Raw genomic sequence first — 19,998 nt, 5'->3', positions numbered from 1 at the left:
GTCTGTCCTTAGAAGCTGATGCCTCGTTGCTTGAGGTAGTTTGCTGCATCTCGCCCCCAACGCACGACCACGGATTGGGCGTCTTGGGTAAAGACTCGCTCGGTATTGCCGTGCGCGTTGGTGTAGCCCACAAAACGCTGGCCGTCGGCGCACTCCACACAGTAGAGCGCATCAGCAATGGGCTCGCCGCTGTTGCTGTCAATCAGCTGATATTGCTCGCTGTGTTGGGGAATAAACTCCGGCGCTACAAAGGGCGCGCTGCCCACTTGAGTGCCAACCAGCACATTACCAGAGCCGGTAACTATCATGCCGCCATGCGCGGTAGCGCTGCCGAGAAAGGCAATGGGTTTGCCGTTAACCAAGATGTTGCTGATCCCCTGCGCAACCGTATCACCACAGGCACTGCTGTCGCCGACCCGCAGTGTTGGCAGGTTGTTGATCAAAACATCCGGCGAGCCGGTGGTGGTGGGATTAGTGCCGTGCCCAGGGATGGGGCATGCATTTAAATCGCTAAGACGTGAGGCGGGCTTGCCCATGGCTAACATCCTTGTGCCGAGAAGGCCTGCATTCTGACCGCCACGCGGTATTGCTGCTGTGGCTAAGTTCACCTTTTCTGGAGTTATACGGAGGCCTTAAGTTGCCTAAGTACTGCGCCAGAAAGCACAAAGCCGCGCAATGCGCGGCTTTAAAGGTGGTGGGCCCACACGGACTCGAACCGTGGACCAAAGGATTATGAGTCCTCTGCTCTAACCAACTGAGCTATAGGCCCCCAGAAGGAGCCGGGATTATACGGATGGCTTGGCGCCAGTGCCAAGGGTGCTGTTTTGGCGCAGGAACTGTTCGGCAAATTGCTGGGCGGGGATGGGGCGGCTGATGAGATAGCCTTGGCTCAGTTGGCAGCCTTCTTGGCGTAGGAAGTCTTCTTGTTGTTGGGTTTCGACCCCTTCGGCAACGACGTCGAGGCCGAGGTTGTGGCCCAACGCCAGAATGGCGCGGGTAATGGCCACGTCATGGCTGTCGTTGGGTAGGTTGCTGAGAAAGGCGCGGTCGATTTTTAGCGTGTCTAGCGGCAGCTGTTTGAGGTAGGTGAGTGAAGAGTGCCCGGTGCCGAAGTCATCCAAGGCGAGGCGCACGCCGAGTTGTTTCAGTTGTTGCAGCAGGCGCAGGTGTTCTTCGGGCTGACGCATGATGAAGCCTTCGGAGATTTCCAGCTCCAGCTGATTAGCCGGCAGGGCGTAGCTGTCGAGCAGGTTGCTGATCTGGGCGAGCAGGTGCTGTTGTTCCAGCTGGGCGCCGGCAAGGTTGATGGCCAGCGGGCCAAAGTGGCCGAATTGTTGGTGCCAGAGGGCGAGCTGCTGGCAGGCGTTTTCGAGTACCCAATCGCTGATGGGTAGGATCAGGCCGTTCTCTTCGGCCAGCGGAATAAAGTCGCCGGGCATCACTAAGCCGCGCTCGGGGTGGTGCCAGCGGATCAGCGCTTCGGCGCCACACAGGCTGCCATCGTGCAGGCGTATTTTGGCTTGGTAGTACAGCTCGAAGGCTTGTTCTTGGAGCGCGTGGTGCAGTTGGCGTTCAAGCTGCACGCGGCGGGTGGCGCGCTCGGTGAGGTCTTTGCTGTAGAAGGCTAGGCGGTTGCGCCCTTGGCGTTTGGCGCGGTACATGGCGGCATCGGCATGGCTGATCAGCTCAGCGCAGTCGCTGCTGTCGTGCGGGTAAAGGCTGATGCCAATGCTGGCTTGAAGGAAGAACTCGTGCTCGTCTACTTGCATGGGGTGGTTGAAGCTGTTGAGTAGCTTCATGCCAATGCGTTCGGCATCTTGCGCGCTGCGTCGGCGCGGTAGCAGCAGAATAAATTCGTCGCCGCCTAAGCGAGCGAGCATGTCGTCGGGTTCGAGTTGTTGTTGCAGGCGTTCGGCCACGGCGCACAGCAAGCGGTCGCCCACGGGGTGGCCGAGGCTGTCGTTGATGTGTTTGAAGCGGTCGAGATCAAGAAATAGCACGGCGCCGCCGGGTTGCCCTTGTTGGTTGAGGGCGATGGCTTCGTGCATGCGCTGCTCGAGTAGCAGGCGATTGGGCAGCTGGGTGAGGGGGTCGTGCTGGGCGAGAAAGGCTAGGCGCTGCTCGGCTTGTTTGAGCTCGGTGATGTCGCTGAACACGGCCACGTAATGGCTGAGTTGTTGTTGCTGATCGTAGACCGCGCTGATGTTGAGCCACTGCGGGTAGATTTCGCCGCTTTGGCGGCGATTCCATAGCTCGCCTTGCCAGTGGCCTTCATCGCGGATGGCTTGCCACATGTGCTGGTAAAAGCTGGCGTCGTGCTTGCCAGAGGCCAGCAGTTGCGGCGTTTGACCTAGGGCTTGCGCGGCGCTGTAGCCGGTGATGCGGGTAAAGGCGTGGTTGACTTGAGTGATGCGCTGCTCGGCATCGGTGATCATTACCCCTTCGGCGGTGCTGGCAAACACGGTGGCGGCTTGACGTAGTTCTTGCTCTAACAAGCGTTGCGCGCTGATATCGCGAGCAATGGTGAGCATGCAGGGTTGCCCGGCAATGCTGATGGGGCGGGCCGACATTTGGCAGGTGCGTTGGCTGCCGTCGATGTGTTGGATGGGCGCTTCAAAGTCGGTCACTTCGCCATCTTGCTGGAGCAGTTCGAGCATTTTCTCCCGGTCGCGTGGGTTGGCCCACAGGCGCAAGACAAAAGTATTGCTGCCTTTGGCGTGTTCGCGACTCACCCCGGTAATCCGCTCAAAGCCTTCGTTGGCCTGCAAGATTTGCCCGTCTTTGAGGCGGGTAAGCAACAGGCCGTCGGGGCTGCTGTGGAAGGCCTTGGCGAACATTTCTTGGGAGAGGCGCATGTCGCGCTCGGTGCGGCGCAGTTCGCTGATATCGCGAATCACCACGGCGATTTGTTGCTCGTTGCCGGGCAGCTCTAGCGGGCTGATGGAGATCAGCACTTCGAGCGGCGTGCCGTCACGTTGCAGCATGCGGGTTTCGAAGTTCTGCAAATGGCCGTGTTCTTTTAGCTGGCGGAACAGTTCGGTGCCGGTGGTGGGGTTGGCCCATAGGTTGAGCTGACCGGGCGTTTTTTCGATGATCTCGCGCTCGCTCCAGCCGAAGCGCTGCTCTAGTGCGGGGTTGACCATCAGGATGTGGCCGTCGCGACGGCGACAAACCGCCAGCATGTCCGGGCAGTTTTGGAAGATGGCGGCAAAGCGCGCTTGTGAAGCTTGGCGGGCGAGATCAGCACTGCGGCTGGCGCTGATGTTAATCAGCAGGCCACGGCGCAGATTGTCGTGTTCGCTGCGGATCACAGTGGTGATTTCGTGCACCCATACCGGCTGTTGGTGATGGTCTAACAGGCGGTATTGCAGTGTGTGGTCGAGCCCGGCGGAGGTCCGCTGCTGCACTTCTTGCTCGACGCGCTCGGCGTCGTCGGGGTGCAGACGGCTGCGCCAGAAGCCGGGGCTAAGCCAGTCTTGGCTGCTGAAACCGAGTAACTGTTCGGCCTGCGGCGAGACATAGCGGAAGTTCCATGCCGGTAGCTCCATCTCCCACGATACGGCGCAGAGGCCTTCGACCAAGGCTTGGTATTGCTGCATGTTGCCGCTGATGACCTGGGCCATGGCGCGGCGTTGTTGCACTTCGCGGCGCAGGCGCCGGTTGATGCGTAATAGATAGAGGGTTAACGCCAGCAGGGCGAAAGAGCTTAGGGCAATCCACAGTGCACGCTGTTGCCAGCGGCTATCTGCCTGTAGCTGTGCGCCGAGCCACGGGGCTTGCAGGGTGCGGTGCTGTTCTTCTGTCATGTGGTTGAACAGCTTGTTGAGAATGCTTGGTAGCGGGCTGCCTTTGGGCGTGGCCATGCTCAGGGCGTAGCGCAGTTTCAGTTCGCCGCTGCGTTGAATGTTGTGTAGGCCGAGGCGTTGCAGCGTCCAGCTGCTGGAGGCGAGGTCATTGACGGCGGCATCCACTTGGCCCAACGCGAGGGCGGTGAGCAGCATGCTGGCGTTGTCGAAGGCCACTAAGTGCAGCTCTGGGTGGTTAACGCGCAGCTGCTCGTGGGTGCGGTAATTGCGGATGACGCCGACTTTGAGCGGTTTAAGCGCCTGAATGTCGGTTGGTTGTGGGCCGTTGGCGCGGCTCAGAATCACCACCGGGTAATCCAGATAGGGCTGGGTAAAGGTCAGGTATTGCTCGCGTTCCGCGCTGGGCACGATGGCGGCCAGAATGTGCAACTGGCCTTGGCGGGCTCGCTCTAGGGCGGTGCTCCAATCCGGGGTGGGCTGAATGGCCAAGCTGACGCCAAGGCTGTTAGCGGCAAAGCGCAAGTAATCGGCGGCAAGGCCTTGATGCAGGTTTTGCTGGTCGAGGTATTCGAACGGTGGCCAGTCCGGGTCGCTGGCCACTTGCCAGACCGGGTTTTGCTCCAGCCAGTGTTGCTCCTGCGCGGTGAGGGCAATGGCGCGGTTGGTGGCGTGTGCAATGGCAGTGCTCAATAAGCACAACACAAACGCGATCGACAGCAGTGGGCGGCGGGGCATGGCAACTCCTTAGTCCGCCGTAAAGCCTAGCTCACTCAGGTACTTGGCGCTGCCTGTGGGGCAAAGAAAAACGCCCGGCAGAGCCGGGCGTTGAACAAGCAACTAGCGCTTACTCGTCGAGGAACGAGCGCAGGTGATCGGACCGCGACGGGTGACGCAGCTTGCGCAGCGCCTTAGCCTCGATCTGACGGATACGCTCACGCGTGACGTCGAATTGCTTGCCGACTTCCTCAAGGGTGTGGTCGGTGTTCATGTCGATGCCGAAGCGCATGCGCAGTACTTTGGCTTCACGCGCGGTGAGGCCAGAGAGTACGTCGCGGGTGGCTTCTTTGAGGCTCTCGATGGTGGCGACATCGATGGGCAGCTGCATGGTGCTGTCTTCGATGAAGTCGCCCAGATGCGAGTCTTCGTCATCGCCAATCGGGGTTTCCATGGAGATCGGCTCTTTGGCGATCTTCAGTACCTTGCGGATCTTGTCCTCAGGCATGTCCATGCGCTCGCCCAGTTCTTCCGGGGTCGGCTCGCGGCCCATTTCCTGCAGCATCTGGCGGGAAATACGGTTGAGCTTGTTGATCGTTTCGATCATGTGTACCGGAATACGGATGGTGCGCGCTTGGTCGGCAATCGAGCGGGTGATGGCCTGACGAATCCACCAAGTGGCGTAAGTCGAGAACTTATAACCACGACGGTATTCGAACTTGTCCACCGCCTTCATCAGACCGATGTTGCCTTCCTGAATCAGGTCGAGGAACTGCAGGCCACGGTTGGTGTACTTCTTGGCGATCGAGATCACCAAGCGCAGGTTGGCCTCAACCATTTCTTTCTTCGCACGCAGGGCTTTGGCTTCGCCAATCGACATGCGGCGGTTGATGTCTTTGATCTGCGCGATGCTCAGCTGCACTTCGTCTTGCAGCTCGATCAGGCGTTGCTGGCAGCGGACGATTTCGTCGCGGTGCGCGCTCAGCGCTTCGGCGTATTTCGGCTTGCCTTTCAGCACGCCGTCGACCCACTTCAGCTCCACTTCATTGCTGGGGAAGCTGCCGAGGAAGTCGCCACGCGGCATGCGCGCGTCACGCACACACAGCTGCATGATGGCGCGCTCTTGCTCACGTACGCGAGTGAGTGCGCTGCGCACGGTTTCGATCAGCGCCTCGTACTGCTTGGGGGCCAGCTTGATCGGCATGAACAGGGTGCCGAGCAGCTCTTGAGCTTCAACCACTTTGGCGTGGTCGCGTTGCTTGTGCTTCTTCAGCAGCTTGTTGAGGGCTTCCAGCTGTTCGGCCACGGCGCCAAAGCGCAGTTTGGCTTCTTCTGGGTCTGGGCCGTCGGCGCTGTTGTCGTCGTCGCTGTCGTCGCCATCGCTGTCGTCGTCATCGTCGTCGTCATCGCTGCTGTCGTCGCTGTTATCGTCTTTCAGATTAGCGCCGTCGATGTCGTCACTTTCTTCGCCGGGCTGGCCGTCATCGGGGTCGATGTAGCCAATGAACAGGTCGGTCAGGCGACCGCCTTCTTCGAGCAGGCGATTGAATTCGGCCAAAACGCCGTCGATGGTGCCGGGGAACATGGCGATGGCGCACATGACCTCACGGATACCTTCTTCGATACGCTTGGCGATGACGATTTCGCCTTCGCGGGTCAGCAGCTCGACGGTACCCATCTCACGCATGTACATGCGCACGGGGTCGGTGGTGCGACCGGCTTCGGTCTCCACGGCGGCTAGAGCGGCGGCAGCTTCTTCTGCGGCGGATTCGTCCGTATCGGACTCGGCCATCAGCAGGGTATCGGCATCGGGAGTTGTTTCGTAAACAGTGATCCCCATGTCGTTGATCATGCGAATGATGTCTTCGACCTGTTCCGGATCGGAGATATCGTCCGGCAGGTGATCGTTCACTTCGGCATAGGTCAGGTAGCCTTGTTCACGGCCACGAGCGATAAGTTCTTTAAGACGGGATTGCTGTTGAGCTTTTACGGACATGTCGACCCTTTGCGAGGCAAGTCAAGGGTGAAAAATCAAGCTGGCCATTATACCGCCAAGCGTGTGTGAATTGCCAGTCAAGCCACGGAGAGTGGGCGCTGAGGCCGCTAAAACAGGCTGTTGGCTGGCGTGCTGAGTCATTCAGCGTTGACTCAAGAGTAGACGCAGTTCGTCTTTTTGCGCGTCACTTAGGCTGCTGTCGCGCGATTGCTGGATCAGTTGGCTTAAGCGTTTGTCGCGCTGTTGGCGAATTAAATGCTGCAAGCTGTCGAGGAATAATTGCCGTTGGTTGTCATCGCTGATCAGCCATTCGCGCTGCGCCAAGGCGCTGAGTAATTTGCCTTGCTCGGTGCCGTGCCAGCGCGCCAGTAGGTGCACTGTGGTTTGCTCGGGGTGCTTGCGTAGCGACTCCAGCAAGGCGGCGAGTAGGTGGCTGTAGTGGTCGTCGCCGCCCGCCAAAATCTGCGTGTCGCCGGCTTCTTGGGCTAGCGCGGGCTGCTTGAGCAGGCAGCGCAGCGCGCCGAGCAGCGGTGGTTCGACACTAATGGCTTCACGCGGTGGCGGGCGACGGTCGCGGTTAAAGCGGTTGCCAGCTTTGAAATCACCTTTTTTAAAGCCTTCTTTGCGCCATTGGCGCGGTTCACCGTCGCCGACGTGGGCGCTGGCATCGGCGTAGGCCGGCGGCGCGTCGTGGCTGTCGGTGTTGTTGAAATAGTCGCTGGGGTAGTCGTTTTCGCCGGCGGGTTTGGCGGGAATTTCCAAGTCGCTGCTGTCCAGGCCCGTGAGTTCACTGACGCGCTTAAGCATCAGGCTGCGCAGTTTTTCGCCGGGTACCTTGTTGATCATTGGCGCGGCGAGGGTAGCGAAGTGGGCCTTGCCTTCAAGGCTCTGCGGGTCGGCTTCGCGGCTTAATTGCTGGAAGAAGTAATCGGCCAGCGGCATGCCGTGCTGCACGATGCGTGCTTGAAAGGCGTCAAGGCCTTCGGCGCGGATCAGGGTGTCGGGGTCTTCGCCTTCGGGCAAAAACAAAAAACGCACTTTGCGGCCGTCTTCGAGCGTTGGCAGGGCGGCCTCGAGGGCGCGCCAAGCGGCGGCGCGGCCGGCTTTGTCGCCGTCAAAGCAAAACAGCACTTGCGGTACGAGGCGGAACATGCGCTTGAGGTGTTCTTCGCTGGTCGAGGTGCCGAGGGTGGCTACGGCATTGCGCAGGCCTTGCTGGGCGAGGGCGATGACGTCCATATAGCCTTCCACCACAATCAGCTCGTTGAGCTGGCGGTTGTGTTGGCACGCTTCGTATAGCCCGTAGAGCTCTTGGCCTTTGTGGAAGACCGGAGTTTCCGGCGAGTTCAGGTACTTAGGTTTGTCATCGCCTAGCACGCGGCCGCCAAAGGCGATCACTCGGCCGCGGCTGTCGCGGATCGGGAACATGATGCGATCGCGGAAGCGGTCATAGCGGCGCCCGCTTTCGGCGTTATCCACCACTAGCCCGGCATCGATCAGCGCCTTTTGTTGCAGGCTGTCGCCGCCTAGGTGCTGCATCAGGTTGTCCCAGCCGGGCGGGGCGAAACCTAAGCCAAAGTCGCGGGCAATTTCGCCGGAAAGGCCGCGTTTTTTCAGGTACTCCACCGCCTTGGTTTTGGCTGGATGATTGCGCAGTGCTTGTTTGAAAAACTGTGTGGCGGCTTCCAGTAGCGGGTATAGCGGCGAGTCTTTCGGTTGGCGCGGCTGGTTCGGTTTACCGGGGCGGCTGTCTTCGCGGGGTACTTCAAGACCTGCGCGGCGCGCGAGGTCTTCCACTGCCTCGGGGAAGGGCAGGTGGTCGTGCTCCATCAAGAAGCTCAGCGCATTGCCGCCGGCGCCGCAGCCAAAGCAGTAGTAGAACTGTTTGTCGGGGCTGACGCTGAACGAGGGGGTTTTCTCGTTATGGAACGGGCAGCGGGCACTGTAGTTTTTGCCGGCTTTTTTCAGCTGGATACGCGAACCAACCACCTCGACAATGTCGACGCGGTCGAGCAGATCATCCACAAAGCGTTGCGGGATCAAGCCGGCCATGCAGGGTTCGCTGTGTTCACGTGGGGCTAAAAACTATCGGGCAGGACAACGACAAAACGCAACCCATATGCGACGTGGTCGCGGGTTGCGTTTTGTGGATCGCGGGCGCCGTGAGGCGCGGCCGCGCAAGCAGTGCTGAGCACTGGCTGGGTAGCCAGTAACTCAGTACAGACGCTCGCGACGACGCAGCTCGCGGGAAACCTTCTTGGCGTGACGCTTAACAGCAGCAGCTGCTTTGCGCTTGCGCTCAGTAGTGGGCTTTTCATAAAACTCACGACGGCGAACTTCAGCCAGTACACCGGCCTTTTCGCAGGAGCGCTTGAAGCGACGCAGAGCCACGTCGAAGGGTTCGTTCTCTTTCAGTTTGACGAATGGCATCCAGATCGTACCTTTAAAAGTTTGTTGCCAATTTATGAGTCACCAAGGCGTCTCCCCGGCAACGGAAATCAAGGGGAGCGGATATTACCGCCAGTTGCGCAGCAATGCAAAGGGTGCGTGCGCCATTTGCCCAGCGGCGGCTGACTTGCGCGGGGCGGGAGATTATCATGGCGCGCTTTAGAACGCAGCGGAAAACCGATAATGCGGGTCTTAGGCCTTGAAACCTCCTGTGATGAAACCGGCGTAGCGCTGTACGACAGCGAGCGCGGGCTATTGGCCGATGCGCTGTTTAGCCAGATTGATTTGCACCGTATGTACGGCGGCGTGGTGCCTGAGCTGGCCTCGCGCGACCATGTACGGCGCGCCGTACCGTTGATTCGTCAGGTGCTGGCAGAGGCCGGTTGCAGCCTGCAAGACGTCGATGCGCTGGCCTATACCGCAGGCCCGGGCTTGGTCGGTGCGCTGTTAGTCGGCGCCTGTACTGCACAAGCTATGTCTACCGCGCTGGGGATTCCGGCGGTCGGTGTGCATCACATGGAAGGCCATTTGCTGGCGCCGATGCTGGAAGAAAATCCGCCAGCATTTCCGTTCGTCGCTTTGTTGGTGTCCGGTGGGCATACCCAGTTAGTGCGTGTGGATGGCATTGGCCGTTATCAGCTGCTCGGCGAGTCGCTGGATGACGCCGCCGGCGAAGCCTTCGATAAAACCGCCAAGTTACTGGGGCTGGATTATCCCGGTGGGCCTGAGATCGCTCGCTTGGCCGAGCAAGGCACAGCCGGGCGTTTTACTTTCCCACGGCCGATGACCGATCGCCCGGGGCTGGATTTCAGCTTTAGTGGCTTAAAAACCTTCACCCTAAATACCTGGCAGCAGTGCCAAGCAGCTGGCGATGCCAGCGAGCAAACGCGTGCCGATATCGCCTATGCCTTCCAGCAGGCGGTGGTGGAAACTTTAGTGATTAAGTGCCGCCGCGCGCTGAAAGACACTCAGCTTAAGCGGCTAGTGATTGCCGGCGGCGTCAGCGCCAACCTGCAGTTGCGTGAGCAACTCGGCGCTATGTTGAGCAAACTCGGCGGCCAAGTGTTTTACGCCCGTCCGCGCTTTTGCACCGATAACGGCGCGATGATCGCTTACGCCGGCTGCCAGCGTTTGCTCGCTGGGCAGCAAGATGGCCCGCAGGTAGCGGTGCATGCGCGTTGGCCGATGGAGCAGTTACCGGCGGTATAAACGCCGAGCAGGGTGATTAAAAGTGCCGCTCTTTACCGGCGAGTAAATCTTTTAAGTTGTGCTTGTGGTGCCACAGTACCAAGGCGCACAGCACGGTAAACGGCAGTAAGGCGCTCGGCTTTTGCCAAGCGAGCAAGGGCAACACCAGTGGCGTGGCGATGATCGAAGCCAACGAGCTGGTACGCCACAGATAGAACACCAAAGCCCAGCTAGACAGGGCTAAGAGTGCCGCCGGCGGATACACGCCGAGCAGCATGCCGGCCGAGGTGGCGACACCTTTGCCGCCACGGAAGCGATAAAACACCGGATGTAAGTGACCAAGCACGGCGGCAAGGCCGATCCAAGCTTGTTCTTGGCCGCTTAGATCCAACGCGCGGGCGATCAGCACAGGCACTAGCCCTTTGCTTAAATCACCCAGTAGGGTTGCCAGCGCTAAGGTGCGGCTTGAGGTACGCAGCATGTTGGTGGCGCCGGGATTGCCCGAGCCCAAGGTGCGCGGGTCTGGTCGACCGCTTAAGCGGCTTAGCCAGATGGCAAACGAGACGGACCCTAACAGGTAGGCGCTAAGCGCCAGTAACCAGAACATGAGCACCCCTTGTGCGTGGTGCTTGGATGATAAACAGCAAGGCCTAGCCTTGTCGCCCTGCGTGCGGGGCCTGCGGTGAGAAGTGTGCGTGGATTACGTATTGATTGAGGCGCTCGAAGCGCAAGCGGTCATCGGTGTGTATGACTGGGAACGCAATATTCGCCAGCGCCTATCGCTGGATTTGACCTTGGGCTGGGATAACCGCCCGGCCGCGCAGAGCGACGACTTGGCCAAAGCGCTGGACTACGCCGCCGTGTCGGCGCGGGTGACGGCGTTTATCGAGGCCTCCAGCTACCAGCTGGTGGAAACCTTAGTGGAAGACTTGGCGGCTTTGTTGATGGCCGAGTTCCACATCCCATGGCTGCGCATTCGCCTGCGCAAACCCGGTGCAGTGGCTAATGCCGCCAGCGTTGGCGTGCAGATCGAGCGCGGGCAGCGGGCATGACCGTCGCTGTTTATTTGGGCCTGGGCAGCAACGTTGCGCGCGAGGCGAACCTCACCCGTGGGCTGGAGGCGTTGAACGCGTTGCTCGGTGACTTGCAGCTATCGCCGGTGTTTGAAAGCGATGCCGTGGGCATCACTAGCGGGCCGTTCTTTAACTTGGTAGTCGGCGCACAGACCTCGCTGGGGCTGGCGGAATTAGACGCCGCGCTGAAAACCATCGAGTCAGCCAGCGGTCGCTATGCCGCAGACCGCCAAGGGCTGACGTTGGATATCGACATCCTGCTTTACGGCGACTTGCACGGCAGTCACGCCGGCCTAACCTTGCCGCGCCCCGAGCTGCGTAAAAACGCTTTTGTGCTCTGGCCCTTGGCGGAGCTTGCGCCAACGCTATGCTTGCCCGATAGCGGTGAGTCGGTGGCGGCTGTGTGGCAGGCTTACCCGCACAGCCAGCGCTTGCAGCCGGTGGCGTTTAGCTGGCGCGAGCAAGCGCTGACCCCGCAGCATTTACTCGCTGATTGAGTGCGCGGCTTTGTAGGCGTTGAGTGCTTGCAAGCGTTCGGCTTGCAGCGCTTTGCCCAGCTCGGCGCCTTCCAGCCCTTGCTCCAGCAACGGTTGCGCGCTGACGGCTAAGTAGGCTTGCGCCGCGCCGCGTAAATAATCGGCTTGCGGATAAGGCCGCTTACCCAACTCGTTACGCCCGCGTGAGTCGGCCTCGCAGGCGCCGACAAAGCTCTCTAGACGATCGGCGCGGCGGCTTAAATCGAGTTTCTGGAATAGCTTGAGCAGCGTTTCGCCGCGCAGTTCGAAGGCGCGATGGCAGTGGGTGTGCAGTTCGCACACCAGCAAGGCCAAGTCTTGGCAATCGCGTGGCACTTTAAAGCGCGCATTCACCTGCTTGACTAGTTTTAGCCCGCGCACTTCGTGGGCGATATGCCGTGGCCATTCGCTGGGCGGTGTGGTGCCTTTGCCCAAGTCATGCAGCAGTGCGGCCCAGCGTGCCGCTAGCGGTAGATTGAGCACGGCGCTTTGCTCGACCACTTGCATCACATGCTCGCCGGTGTCGATCTCTGGGTGGTGTTTTTCCGGCTGCGGCACGCCAAACAGCTGCTCAACCTCGGGCAGTAACACGCGCAGTGCGCCGCAACTGTGTAGGGTGCGAAAGTACACATCGGGGCGTTCTTCCATCAGCGCGCGGGATGTTTCTTTCCACACGCGTTCGGCGGTCAGGGCTTGCAGTTCGCCGCTCTCGGCCAGCGCGCGCATCAGCTGTAAGGTTTCTTCGGCAATGCGAAAGCCCAGCGGGGCAAAGCGGGCGGCGAAACGCGCCACACGCAGCACACGCAGCGGGTCTTCGGCAAAGGCGGGGGAGACATGGCGCAGCACGCGCGCGGCCAAATCGCGCTGGCCACCGTAGGGGTCGACCAGCGTGCCGTGCGCATCTTCGGCCATGGCGTTGATGGTCAGGTCGCGGCGGATCAGGTCTTCTTCCAGCGTCACGCTCGGGTCGGTATGAAAGGTAAAGCCGCCGTAGCCCACGCCGCTTTTGCGCTCGGTGCGCGCCAGCGCGTATTCGGCGCCGGTTTTCGGGTGCAAAAACACTGGGAAGTCAGCGCCGACGGGGCGAAAGCCCTGCGCTTGCATCTGCTCTGGCGTGGCGCCGACCACGACATAGTCGATGTCTTCGACGGCTCTGCCGAGTAACCGATCGCGCACCGCGCCGCCGACTTTATAGATCTGCATAACCTGCCTCTGTACGGGGTTAGCAGCATTGTCGCGCGGTGCGCTGGTTACGGCCAGTGCTAGCGCCCTTGCGCGCGGCGGTCGCTGACCAGCTCGCCAGCGATACCCCAGTTATCCAGCTCGACTTCATCGATCACCACTACGGTGGTGGCGGGGTTCTTGCCGAGTACATCGACCAGCAGCTGGGTGGCGCCGGCAATCAGCGCTTGTTTCTGTTCGCGGGTGACGCCTTCGCGGGTCACTTTAATGTTGATGTAGGGCATGGGTGGTTTCTCGTGTGGTGGATGGTTGACGGGTAAACAGGTGGGCATTGGCGCGGGCGACGCCCAGCAGCACCAGCAGCAGGGCGGCCACGGTGGACCACTGCCATGCCTCAGCAAACAGCCAGATGCCGGCGACTGCCGAGGCGGGCGGTATCAGCCCCATCAGCATGCCCATGCCGGCGGCGCCTAAGCGCGCCACGGCGCTTAAGTACAGCGGCATGGCAATCAGCATGGCCAGCACGCCTTGGTAGCCGGCTTGCAGCAGCAGTTGTTGCTGGTGCAGGTCGTGCCAGTCGCTACCTAGCACGCTGAAATACAGCGGTGCATACAGCAGGGCAGGCGGCAGGCTAAGGGCTGTCATGGTGGTGAGCAGGTCAACTTGCCAGCGTCGCACCAGCACAGTCATCAAGGCCCAGCAGAGGGTGGCGGCGACAATGTAAAGATCGCCCAAACCCAGCTGCGGGCTCTGCCAGGTTTCTAGCCCCAAGCAGAGCAACCCGAGCAGCATCAGCAGCAAAGCCTGCCGACGCGCGCGGCCTAAGGGCTCAGCCAGTAGCCGCCACGCGAGCAAGGCGATGGCAAACGGCAGCAGACCGGGTAACAGCACCGCAGCATGGGCGAGCGAGGTTTGCGCAAAACCCTGATATACCAAACCGGCATAGCCCAGCCCGCCAACCGCCGATAAACACAGTAAACGTGGCTGCAGCAGAGTGGTGCGGCCGCGCCATAACCATAAGGGCGCGAGCAGCAGGGCGGCGGGAAACAAGCGCAGGGCGAGCATGTCCCACGGGCTGAGCGCGCTGAGTGCGCCATAGCGCGAGACGAGCATGAAGCCGATCCAAATCAGAATCGTCGCGGCGGCGATTAAAAAGCTGTGCATAGAGGCATCTCCTGATGTGGGGTAAGCCTACGGTGCTTTTTTGTTCGCGAATAACGATTAATAATGAACGCTATGTTCTGTTTTTGAGATAGATAGAGAGCTGACGATGCTGCGCTTACCCGAATTGAGTGATTTGCAGGTGTTTCACACCGTGGCGCAAACCGGCAGCGTGACGGCGGCGGCTAAGCGTTTGCACCGTGTGCAGTCCAGCGTCAGTAGCCGGCTAAAGGTGCTGGAAGAGCAGTTAGGGGTGGAGTTGTTTGTGCGCCAAGGCAAGGGCATGCAGTTAAGCCCAGCCGGTGAGCGCTTATTAGGGCATGCTGAAGACTTGCTCAGTCGCGCCGCACAGGCGGTGCAGGTGGCGCGCAGTGATGAGCCGTGCGGGCCGCTGCGTGTTGGCAGTATGGAAAGCACGGCGGCGGTGCGTTTGCCGCCGTTGCTGGCGCAGCTGCATCGGGCGCATCCTGCGTTGGAGATTCACTTGGCCACCGGGCCGAGTCATCCGCTCAGCGAGCAAGTGCTGGCGCAGACTTTAGACGCCGCGTTTGTCGCCGAGCCGCCCGAGCACCCGGAGTTACAGCGCCAAGCGCTGTGGCAAGAGCGCCTAGTGTTAGTCGGCACCGCGAGTGCGCCCAATACCTTGCTGGCGTTTCGGCAAGGCTGCGCGTATCGCGGCGTGTTGCAGCGTTGGTGTCAGCAGCAAGCGCTGAGTCCGCGAGTGATCGAGCTGAACTCCTACCATGCGATTTTGAGCTGTGCCAGCGCAGGGATGGGCTTGGGCATAGTGCCGGAAAGCGTGCTGGCCAGTTATCCGTGGCGTGCGGCACTGCATGAGCAGGCACTGCCGGCCGAGCAAGCGCAGGTGCCGACTTATCTGGTCTGGCACGCCGCCCGCCAGCACGCCGGGGTATCGGCTTTGCTGGCGTTGGCCGAAAGCAGTGTGCGGGCTAAATCGGTGGAATGATCAAGTCCATGCGGGTTTGTTCGTCCTCCTCGCTGGGCGCGGGTGGTTTGGGCGGCATGTGCACGCTGCTCACGCGCTGATCGCCCTGCATGATCTCCAAATGCACATCGAAGCCCCACAGGCGGTGGATGTGCTTGAGCACTTCGCTGGCGGAATCGGCCAAGGGCTTACGCTCGTGCTGGGTGTGGCGCAGGGTCAGTGAACGGTCGCCACGGCGGTCGACATTCCACACTTGAATATTCGGCTCGCGATTGCCGAGGTTGTATTGCCCGGCCAAGGTTTGTCGCAGGGCGCGGAAGCCGTCGTCGTCGTGGATGGCGGTGACATGCAGTTCGCGCTGTTGGTCGTCGTCGAGAATGGCGAACAGCTTGAACTCGCGCATTAACTTAGGCGACAGGTACTGCAAGATAAAGCTCTCGTCTTTAAAGCTTTTCATTGCGAACTTGAGGGTGCTCAGCCAGTCGCTGCCGGCGATATCCGGGAACCAATAACGGTCTTCGTCGGTGGGCGCCTCGCAGATGCGGCGAATGTCGCGGAACATCGCAAAGCCCAGCGCGTAGGGGTTGATGCCGCTGTAGTAGGGGCTATCGAAGCCCGGTTGGGCGATCACCGCGCTGTGGTATTGCAAGAACTCCAGCATAAAGCCGTCGGTCACTAAGCCTTGATCGTACAAGTCGTTGATCAGGGTGTAGTGCCAGAAGCACGCCCAGCCCTCGTTCATCACTTGGGTTTGCCGCTGCGGGTAAAAATACTGGGAAATTTTGCGCACGATGCGCACCACTTCGCGCTGCCACGGCTCTAACAGCGGCGCGTGTTTTTCGATGAAATACAGCAAGTTTTCCTGTGGTTCGGCGGGGAAGCGCGGCTCTTTTTTGTTGCCGCTTTTGTCGCTGGCGCGAGGGATGGTGCGCCACAAGTCGTTGACTTGTTGTTGCACGGCCTCTTCGCGTTCTTGCTGACGCAGGCGTTCTTCTTCGGCGGAGATCGGATAAGGGCGCTTGTAGCGGTCGACGCCGTGGTTCATCAGTGCGTGGCAGGAGTCGAGCAGCTCCTCTACCGCGTCGATGCCGTGGCGCTCTTCGCACAGGCGGATGTAATTCTTGGCAAACACTAGGTAGTCGATGATCGAGCTGGCATCGGTCCAGGTGCGGAACAGGTAATTGCCCTTAAAGAAGCTGTTATGCCCGTAGCACGCATGGGCGATCACCAGCGCCTGCATGCACAAGGTGTTTTCTTCCATCAGGTAGGCGATGCACGGATCGGAGTTAATCACGATTTCGTAGGCCAGCCCCATGTGGCCGCGCTTGTAGCCTTTCTCGGTGGCCAAGAAATGCTTACCGAACGACCAGTGGCTATAACCGATGGGCATGCCGACGGCAGCGTAGGCGTCCATCATCTGCTCGGCGCTGATGATTTCGATTTGGTTGGGGTAGGTTTCCAGCCCGTAGCCGGCGGCGATGCGCGCCAGTTCGCGGTCGTAGTCGCCGATCAGCTCGAAGGTCCATTCCGAGCTGGTGGAAATGGGTTTGCGTTTTTTCATGCTTCAACCCTCCGCTTAAACAGTTCGCGGAACACCGGGTAAATGTCGGCGGCTGACTCGATTTGCTGCTGGGCAAAGTAGTCGGGGAAGCTCTCTTGCACTTCTTCGTAGGCATGCCACAGCGCTTGGTGTTCGCGCGGGGTGATCTCCACATAGGTGAAGTACTGCATGTGCGGCATGATCTGATTGACCAGCAGGTCGCGGCAGATCGGCGAGTCGTCGTTCCAGTTGTCGCCGTCGGAGGCCTGTGCGCCGTAGAGGTTCCACTCGTTGGCGGGATAGCGTTCGACGATTACCTCGTGCATCAGCTTGAGCGCGCTGGAGACAATCGTGCCGCCGGTTTCGCGCGAGTAGAAAAACTCTTCTTCATCGACTTCTTTAGCGCTGGTGTGGTGGCGGATAAACACCACATCGATGCGTTCGTAATTGCGCTTTAAAAACAGGTACAGAAGGATAAAAAAACGCTTGGCCATGTCTTTGGTGGCCTGCGTCATGGAGCCGGAAACGTCCATCAGGCAGAACATCACTGCCTTCGAGGTAGGCACCGGGTGCTTGATCAGCAGGTTGTATTTGAGGTCGAAGGTGTCGAGAAACGGCACTGCTTCGATGCGCATGCGCAGGCGGCTGATGTCGTCTTGCAGCAGGCGAATGGCTTGCAGGTTGTCCGGTTCTTCGCGTTGCAGGCGAGCCAGTTCTTCTTCCAGTTGGCTTAGGCGCTTGCGCTTGCCGTGGGTGAGGGCGATGCGCCGCGCGTTGGCCGAGCGCAGGGTGCGCACAATGTTGATGCGCGACGGATTGCCTTCGCTGCTGATACCGGCGCGCACGGTTTTAAAGCTGTCGGCGCCGGTGAGGTGGCGCTTGATCAGATTGGGCAGGGCGAGGTCTTCGAACATAAAGTCGAGGAACTCGTCTTGGGTGATCTGAAACACGAAGTCATCCATGCCTTCGCCTTGGTTGCTGGCGCTGCCTTGGCCGCGCCCCGCGCCGCCAGACGGTGGGCGCTGAATGCGGTCGCCGCTGGTGAATTCTTTATTGCCCGGATGCACGCCGTGCTGGCGCCCACCACGGCCGTGATGAAACACCGGCTCGTCGGTATCGCGGCCGGGAATGCTGATTTGCTCGCCGTGCTCCATGTCGGTGATGGAGCGGCGGGTCACCGCTTCTTCCACGGCCTTTTTAATATGGCTGCGGTAGCGGCGCAGAAAGCGCTGGCGGTTGACCGTGCTTTTGTTTTTGCCGTTTAGGCGCCGGTCGATCACATAGCTCATAGGCTCCTCCTAGGCAGCGGCAAGCCAGCCGTTAGGCGGCTTGGGCGCTGCCATCTGAAGCGTGCGTTATTGCGACTTGCGTACCCGCAGGTACCACTCCGACAGCAGGCGCACCTGCTTCTCGGTGTAGCCGCGCTCGACCATGCGTTTGACAAAGTCGTTGTGCTTTTGCTGATCCTCCTTGCTGGCCTTGGCGTTGAAGCTGATCACTGGCAGCAGGTCTTCGGTATTGGCGAACATCTTCTTCTCGATCACCGCGCGCAGTTTTTCGTAGCTGTTCCAGCTCGGGTTCTTGCCGTTGTTGTTGGCGCGTGCGCGCAGCACGAAGTTGACGATCTCGTGGCGGAAATCTTTCGGGTTGCTGATGCCCGCCGGTTTTTCGATTTTCTCCAGTTCTTCGTTGAGCGAAGCGCGGTTGAGAATCTCGCCGGTTTCCGGATCGCGGTATTCCTGATCCTGAATCCAGAAGTCGGCGTACAGCACGTAGCGGTCGAAGATGTTCTGCCCGTACTCGCTGTAAGACTCCAGATAGGCGGTCTGGATTTCCTTGCCGATAAACTCGACATAGCGTGGCGCGAGGTATTCCTTCAGGAAGCGCAGGTAGCGCTCGCGCACTTCGGCTTGGAATTGTTCCTGCTCGATTTGCTGCTCCAACACATACAGCAAGTGCACCGGGTTGGCGGCCACTTCGTGCGGGTCGAAGTTGAACACCTTGGAGAGAATCTTGAAGGCAAAGCGGGTGGAAAGCCCGGTCATGCCTTCATCGACGCCGGCGGTGTCGCGGTATTCCTGAATCGACTTGGCTTTGGGGTCGGTGTCTTTGAGGTTCTCACCGTCGTAGACACGCATCTTGGAGAACACGTTGGAGTTCTCCGGCTCTTTCAGGCGTGACAGCACCGAGAACTGGGCGAGCATTTTCAGTGTGTCGGGCGCGCAGTGCGCGTCGGACAGCGAGCTGTGGGTGAGGAGTTTTTCGTAGATGCGGATCTCATCGCTCATGCGCAGGCAATACGGCACCTTGACGATGTAGATACGGTCGATAAACGCCTCGTTGTTTTTGTTGTTGCGGAAGCTGTGCCACTCGGCTTCGTTGGAGTGCGCCAGCAGCACGCCTTGGAAGGGCAGCGCGCCCAAGCCTTCGGTGCTGTTGTAGTTGCCCTCTTGTGTGGCGGTGAGCAGCGGGTGCAGCACCTTGATCGGTGCTTTAAACATCTCGACGAACTCCATCATGCCTTGGTTGGCACGGCACAAGGCACCCGAGTAGCTGTAGGCGTCCGGGTCGTTCTGTGGGAAGTCTTCCAGCTTGCGGATATCCACCTTGCCGACCAGCGCGGAGATGTCTTGGTTGTTCTCATCGCCGGGTTCGGTTTTCGCCACGGCAACTTGGTTGAGCACCGAGGGGTACAGCTTGACCACGCGGAACTGGCTGATATCGCCACCAAATTCATTCAGTCGCTTGGTCGCCCACGGGGACATGATGCTGCTTAAGTAGCGGCGCGGAATGCCGTATTCCTGCTCGAGAATTTCACCGTCTTCTTCGGGGTTAAACAGCCCCAAAGGCGATTCGAACACCGGCGAGCCTTTAATGGCGTAAAACGGCTGCTTCTCGACCAGTTGCTTGAGCTTCTCGGCCAGCGACGATTTACCGCCGCCCACCGGGCCGAGCAGATAGAGGATTTGTTTCTTCTCTTCCAGCCCTTGGGCGGCGTGGCGGAAGAACGAGACGATTTGGTCGATGGCGTCTTCCATGCCGTGGAAGTCACCAAACACCGGGTAACGGCGAATCACCTTGTTGGAGAAAATCCGCGACAGGCGTGGATCACGCGAGGTGTCGACCAGCTCCGGCTCGCCAATCGCTTTAAGAATGCGCTCGGCGGCGGTGGCGAAGGCGCCGGGGTCTTGTTTGCACAGGTCTAGGTACTCTTGCAGGGAGAGTTCTTCCTGCCGAGTGGTTTCGTAGCGCGACTGAAAATGACTAAAGATACTCATGCTTTGCACCTCGCACACGGCTTGGCGATGGCAGTGCAGGCATAGCCCAGGGGCAATGAAGCGGTGGTGCTCCCCCGAACACCGACGGGTGGGACCGTCAGACCTGCCAGCCAAGTCGCCGGCTGTTCCACTGATTTGGATGGCCTGAACT

Annotated in this window: 16 protein-coding genes and 1 tRNA gene; 4 read left to right on the top strand and 13 right to left on the bottom strand. The window is 60.0% G+C overall.

The features are described from left to right. Window positions 1-8: 8 nt before the first annotated feature. The 6 genes from BMX80_RS13415 to rpsU all read right to left on the bottom strand — a co-directional run bounded on the left by BMX80_RS13415 (window position 9) and on the right by rpsU (window position 8,946). On the bottom strand, window positions 9-536 hold the full coding sequence (locus tag BMX80_RS13415) for a PAAR domain-containing protein (protein ID WP_074869345.1): 528 nt from the start codon (window positions 534-536) through the stop codon (window positions 9-11). Between the two features lie 156 nt (window positions 537-692). Then, window positions 693-769 (bottom strand) — tRNA-Ile (locus BMX80_RS13410). A 16-nt stretch (window positions 770-785) separates the two neighbouring features. Beyond that, a complete protein-coding gene (locus tag BMX80_RS13405; RefSeq protein WP_074869342.1) occupies window positions 786-4,541 on the bottom strand; it encodes an EAL domain-containing protein in 3,756 nt (1,251 codons plus the stop codon). Window positions 4,542-4,650: 109 nt separating this feature from the next. Further along, window positions 4,651-6,516 carry an RNA polymerase sigma factor RpoD gene (gene rpoD, locus BMX80_RS13400; RefSeq protein WP_071873417.1) on the bottom strand — a complete coding sequence of 622 codons (1,866 nt, stop codon included), beginning with the start codon at window positions 6,514-6,516 and terminating at the stop codon, window positions 4,651-4,653. A 141-nt stretch (window positions 6,517-6,657) separates the two neighbouring features. Then, window positions 6,658-8,568 carry a DNA primase gene (gene dnaG, locus BMX80_RS13395; RefSeq protein ID WP_074869339.1) on the bottom strand — a complete coding sequence of 637 codons (1,911 nt, stop codon included), beginning with the start codon at window positions 8,566-8,568 and terminating at the stop codon, window positions 6,658-6,660. Between the two features lie 162 nt (window positions 8,569-8,730). Continuing rightward, entirely contained in the window at window positions 8,731-8,946 is a 216-nt protein-coding gene (gene rpsU, locus BMX80_RS13390) for a 30S ribosomal protein S21 (RefSeq protein ID WP_071873415.1), read from the bottom strand. Window positions 8,947-9,147: 201 nt separating this feature from the next. Here rpsU and tsaD point away from each other — a divergent pair, with 201 nt between their 5' ends. Next, window positions 9,148-10,173, top strand: a complete 1,026-nt coding sequence (tsaD, locus tag BMX80_RS13385) for a tRNA (adenosine(37)-N6)-threonylcarbamoyltransferase complex transferase subunit TsaD (protein WP_074869337.1) — start codon at window positions 9,148-9,150, stop codon at window positions 10,171-10,173. A gap of 16 nt (window positions 10,174-10,189) precedes the next feature. On the opposite strand, the gene plsY is transcribed toward tsaD, so the two are convergent. Continuing rightward, complete coding sequence (gene plsY, locus BMX80_RS13380; protein ID WP_071873413.1) at window positions 10,190-10,759, bottom strand: glycerol-3-phosphate 1-O-acyltransferase PlsY; 570 nt, start codon at window positions 10,757-10,759, stop codon at window positions 10,190-10,192. Window positions 10,760-10,847: 88 nt separating this feature from the next. On the opposite strand from plsY, the gene folB reads away from it, so the two are divergent. Both folB and folK read left to right on the top strand, forming a co-directional pair. Then, window positions 10,848-11,204 carry a dihydroneopterin aldolase gene (gene folB, locus BMX80_RS13375; protein ID WP_071873412.1) on the top strand — a complete coding sequence of 119 codons (357 nt, stop codon included), beginning with the start codon at window positions 10,848-10,850 and terminating at the stop codon, window positions 11,202-11,204. Further along, window positions 11,201-11,722, top strand: coding sequence for a 2-amino-4-hydroxy-6-hydroxymethyldihydropteridine diphosphokinase (gene folK, locus BMX80_RS13370; RefSeq protein WP_074869334.1), 522 nt, complete (start codon window positions 11,201-11,203; stop codon window positions 11,720-11,722). The genes folB and folK overlap by 4 nt, the downstream gene beginning before the upstream one ends. Here folK and BMX80_RS13365 read toward each other — a convergent pair. Genes BMX80_RS13365 through BMX80_RS13355 form a run of 3 tightly spaced genes read right to left on the bottom strand, consistent with a single transcriptional unit; the run spans window position 11,708 to window position 14,086 of the window. After that, window positions 11,708-12,943 (bottom strand): multifunctional CCA addition/repair protein, encoded by a 1,236-nt coding sequence (locus BMX80_RS13365; protein ID WP_074869333.1) that lies wholly within the window; start codon window positions 12,941-12,943, stop codon window positions 11,708-11,710. The genes folK and BMX80_RS13365 overlap by 15 nt on opposite strands. 59 nt (window positions 12,944-13,002) lie before the next feature. Further along, the gene (locus BMX80_RS13360; RefSeq protein WP_071873409.1) at window positions 13,003-13,206 is read right to left on the bottom strand and encodes a 2-hydroxymuconate tautomerase family protein; all 204 of its coding nucleotides are present in this window, start codon (window positions 13,204-13,206) and stop codon (window positions 13,003-13,005) included. Then, a complete protein-coding gene (locus BMX80_RS13355; protein ID WP_074869331.1) occupies window positions 13,187-14,086 on the bottom strand; it encodes a DMT family transporter in 900 nt (299 codons plus the stop codon). The genes BMX80_RS13360 and BMX80_RS13355 overlap by 20 nt, the downstream gene beginning before the upstream one ends. A 106-nt stretch (window positions 14,087-14,192) precedes the next feature. On the opposite strand from BMX80_RS13355, the gene BMX80_RS13350 reads away from it, so the two are divergent. Next, a complete protein-coding gene (locus BMX80_RS13350) occupies window positions 14,193-15,050 on the top strand; it encodes a LysR substrate-binding domain-containing protein (RefSeq protein WP_074869328.1) in 858 nt (285 codons plus the stop codon). Here BMX80_RS13350 and BMX80_RS13345 read toward each other — a convergent pair. From BMX80_RS13345 to BMX80_RS13335, 3 genes are all read right to left on the bottom strand, one after another. Continuing rightward, entirely contained in the window at window positions 15,034-16,590 is a 1,557-nt protein-coding gene (locus tag BMX80_RS13345) for a SpoVR family protein (RefSeq protein ID WP_071873406.1), read from the bottom strand. The two genes, BMX80_RS13350 and BMX80_RS13345, sit on opposite strands and share 17 nt — an antisense overlap. Next, window positions 16,587-17,858, bottom strand: a complete 1,272-nt coding sequence (locus BMX80_RS13340) for a YeaH/YhbH family protein (RefSeq protein ID WP_074869325.1) — start codon at window positions 17,856-17,858, stop codon at window positions 16,587-16,589. The genes BMX80_RS13345 and BMX80_RS13340 overlap by 4 nt, the downstream gene beginning before the upstream one ends. 66 nt (window positions 17,859-17,924) lie before the next feature. Next, window positions 17,925-19,847 (bottom strand): PrkA family serine protein kinase, encoded by a 1,923-nt coding sequence (locus BMX80_RS13335; protein ID WP_074869322.1) that lies wholly within the window; start codon window positions 19,845-19,847, stop codon window positions 17,925-17,927. Window positions 19,848-19,998 lie beyond the last annotated feature (151 nt).

Origin of the sequence: Atopomonas hussainii (assembly GCF_900109735.1) — a bacterium.
Classification (GTDB): domain Bacteria; phylum Pseudomonadota; class Gammaproteobacteria; order Pseudomonadales; family Pseudomonadaceae; genus Atopomonas; species Atopomonas hussainii.
Note: the sequence above shows the minus strand (reverse complement) of the source record. Positions and strands in the feature narration are given on the sequence as shown.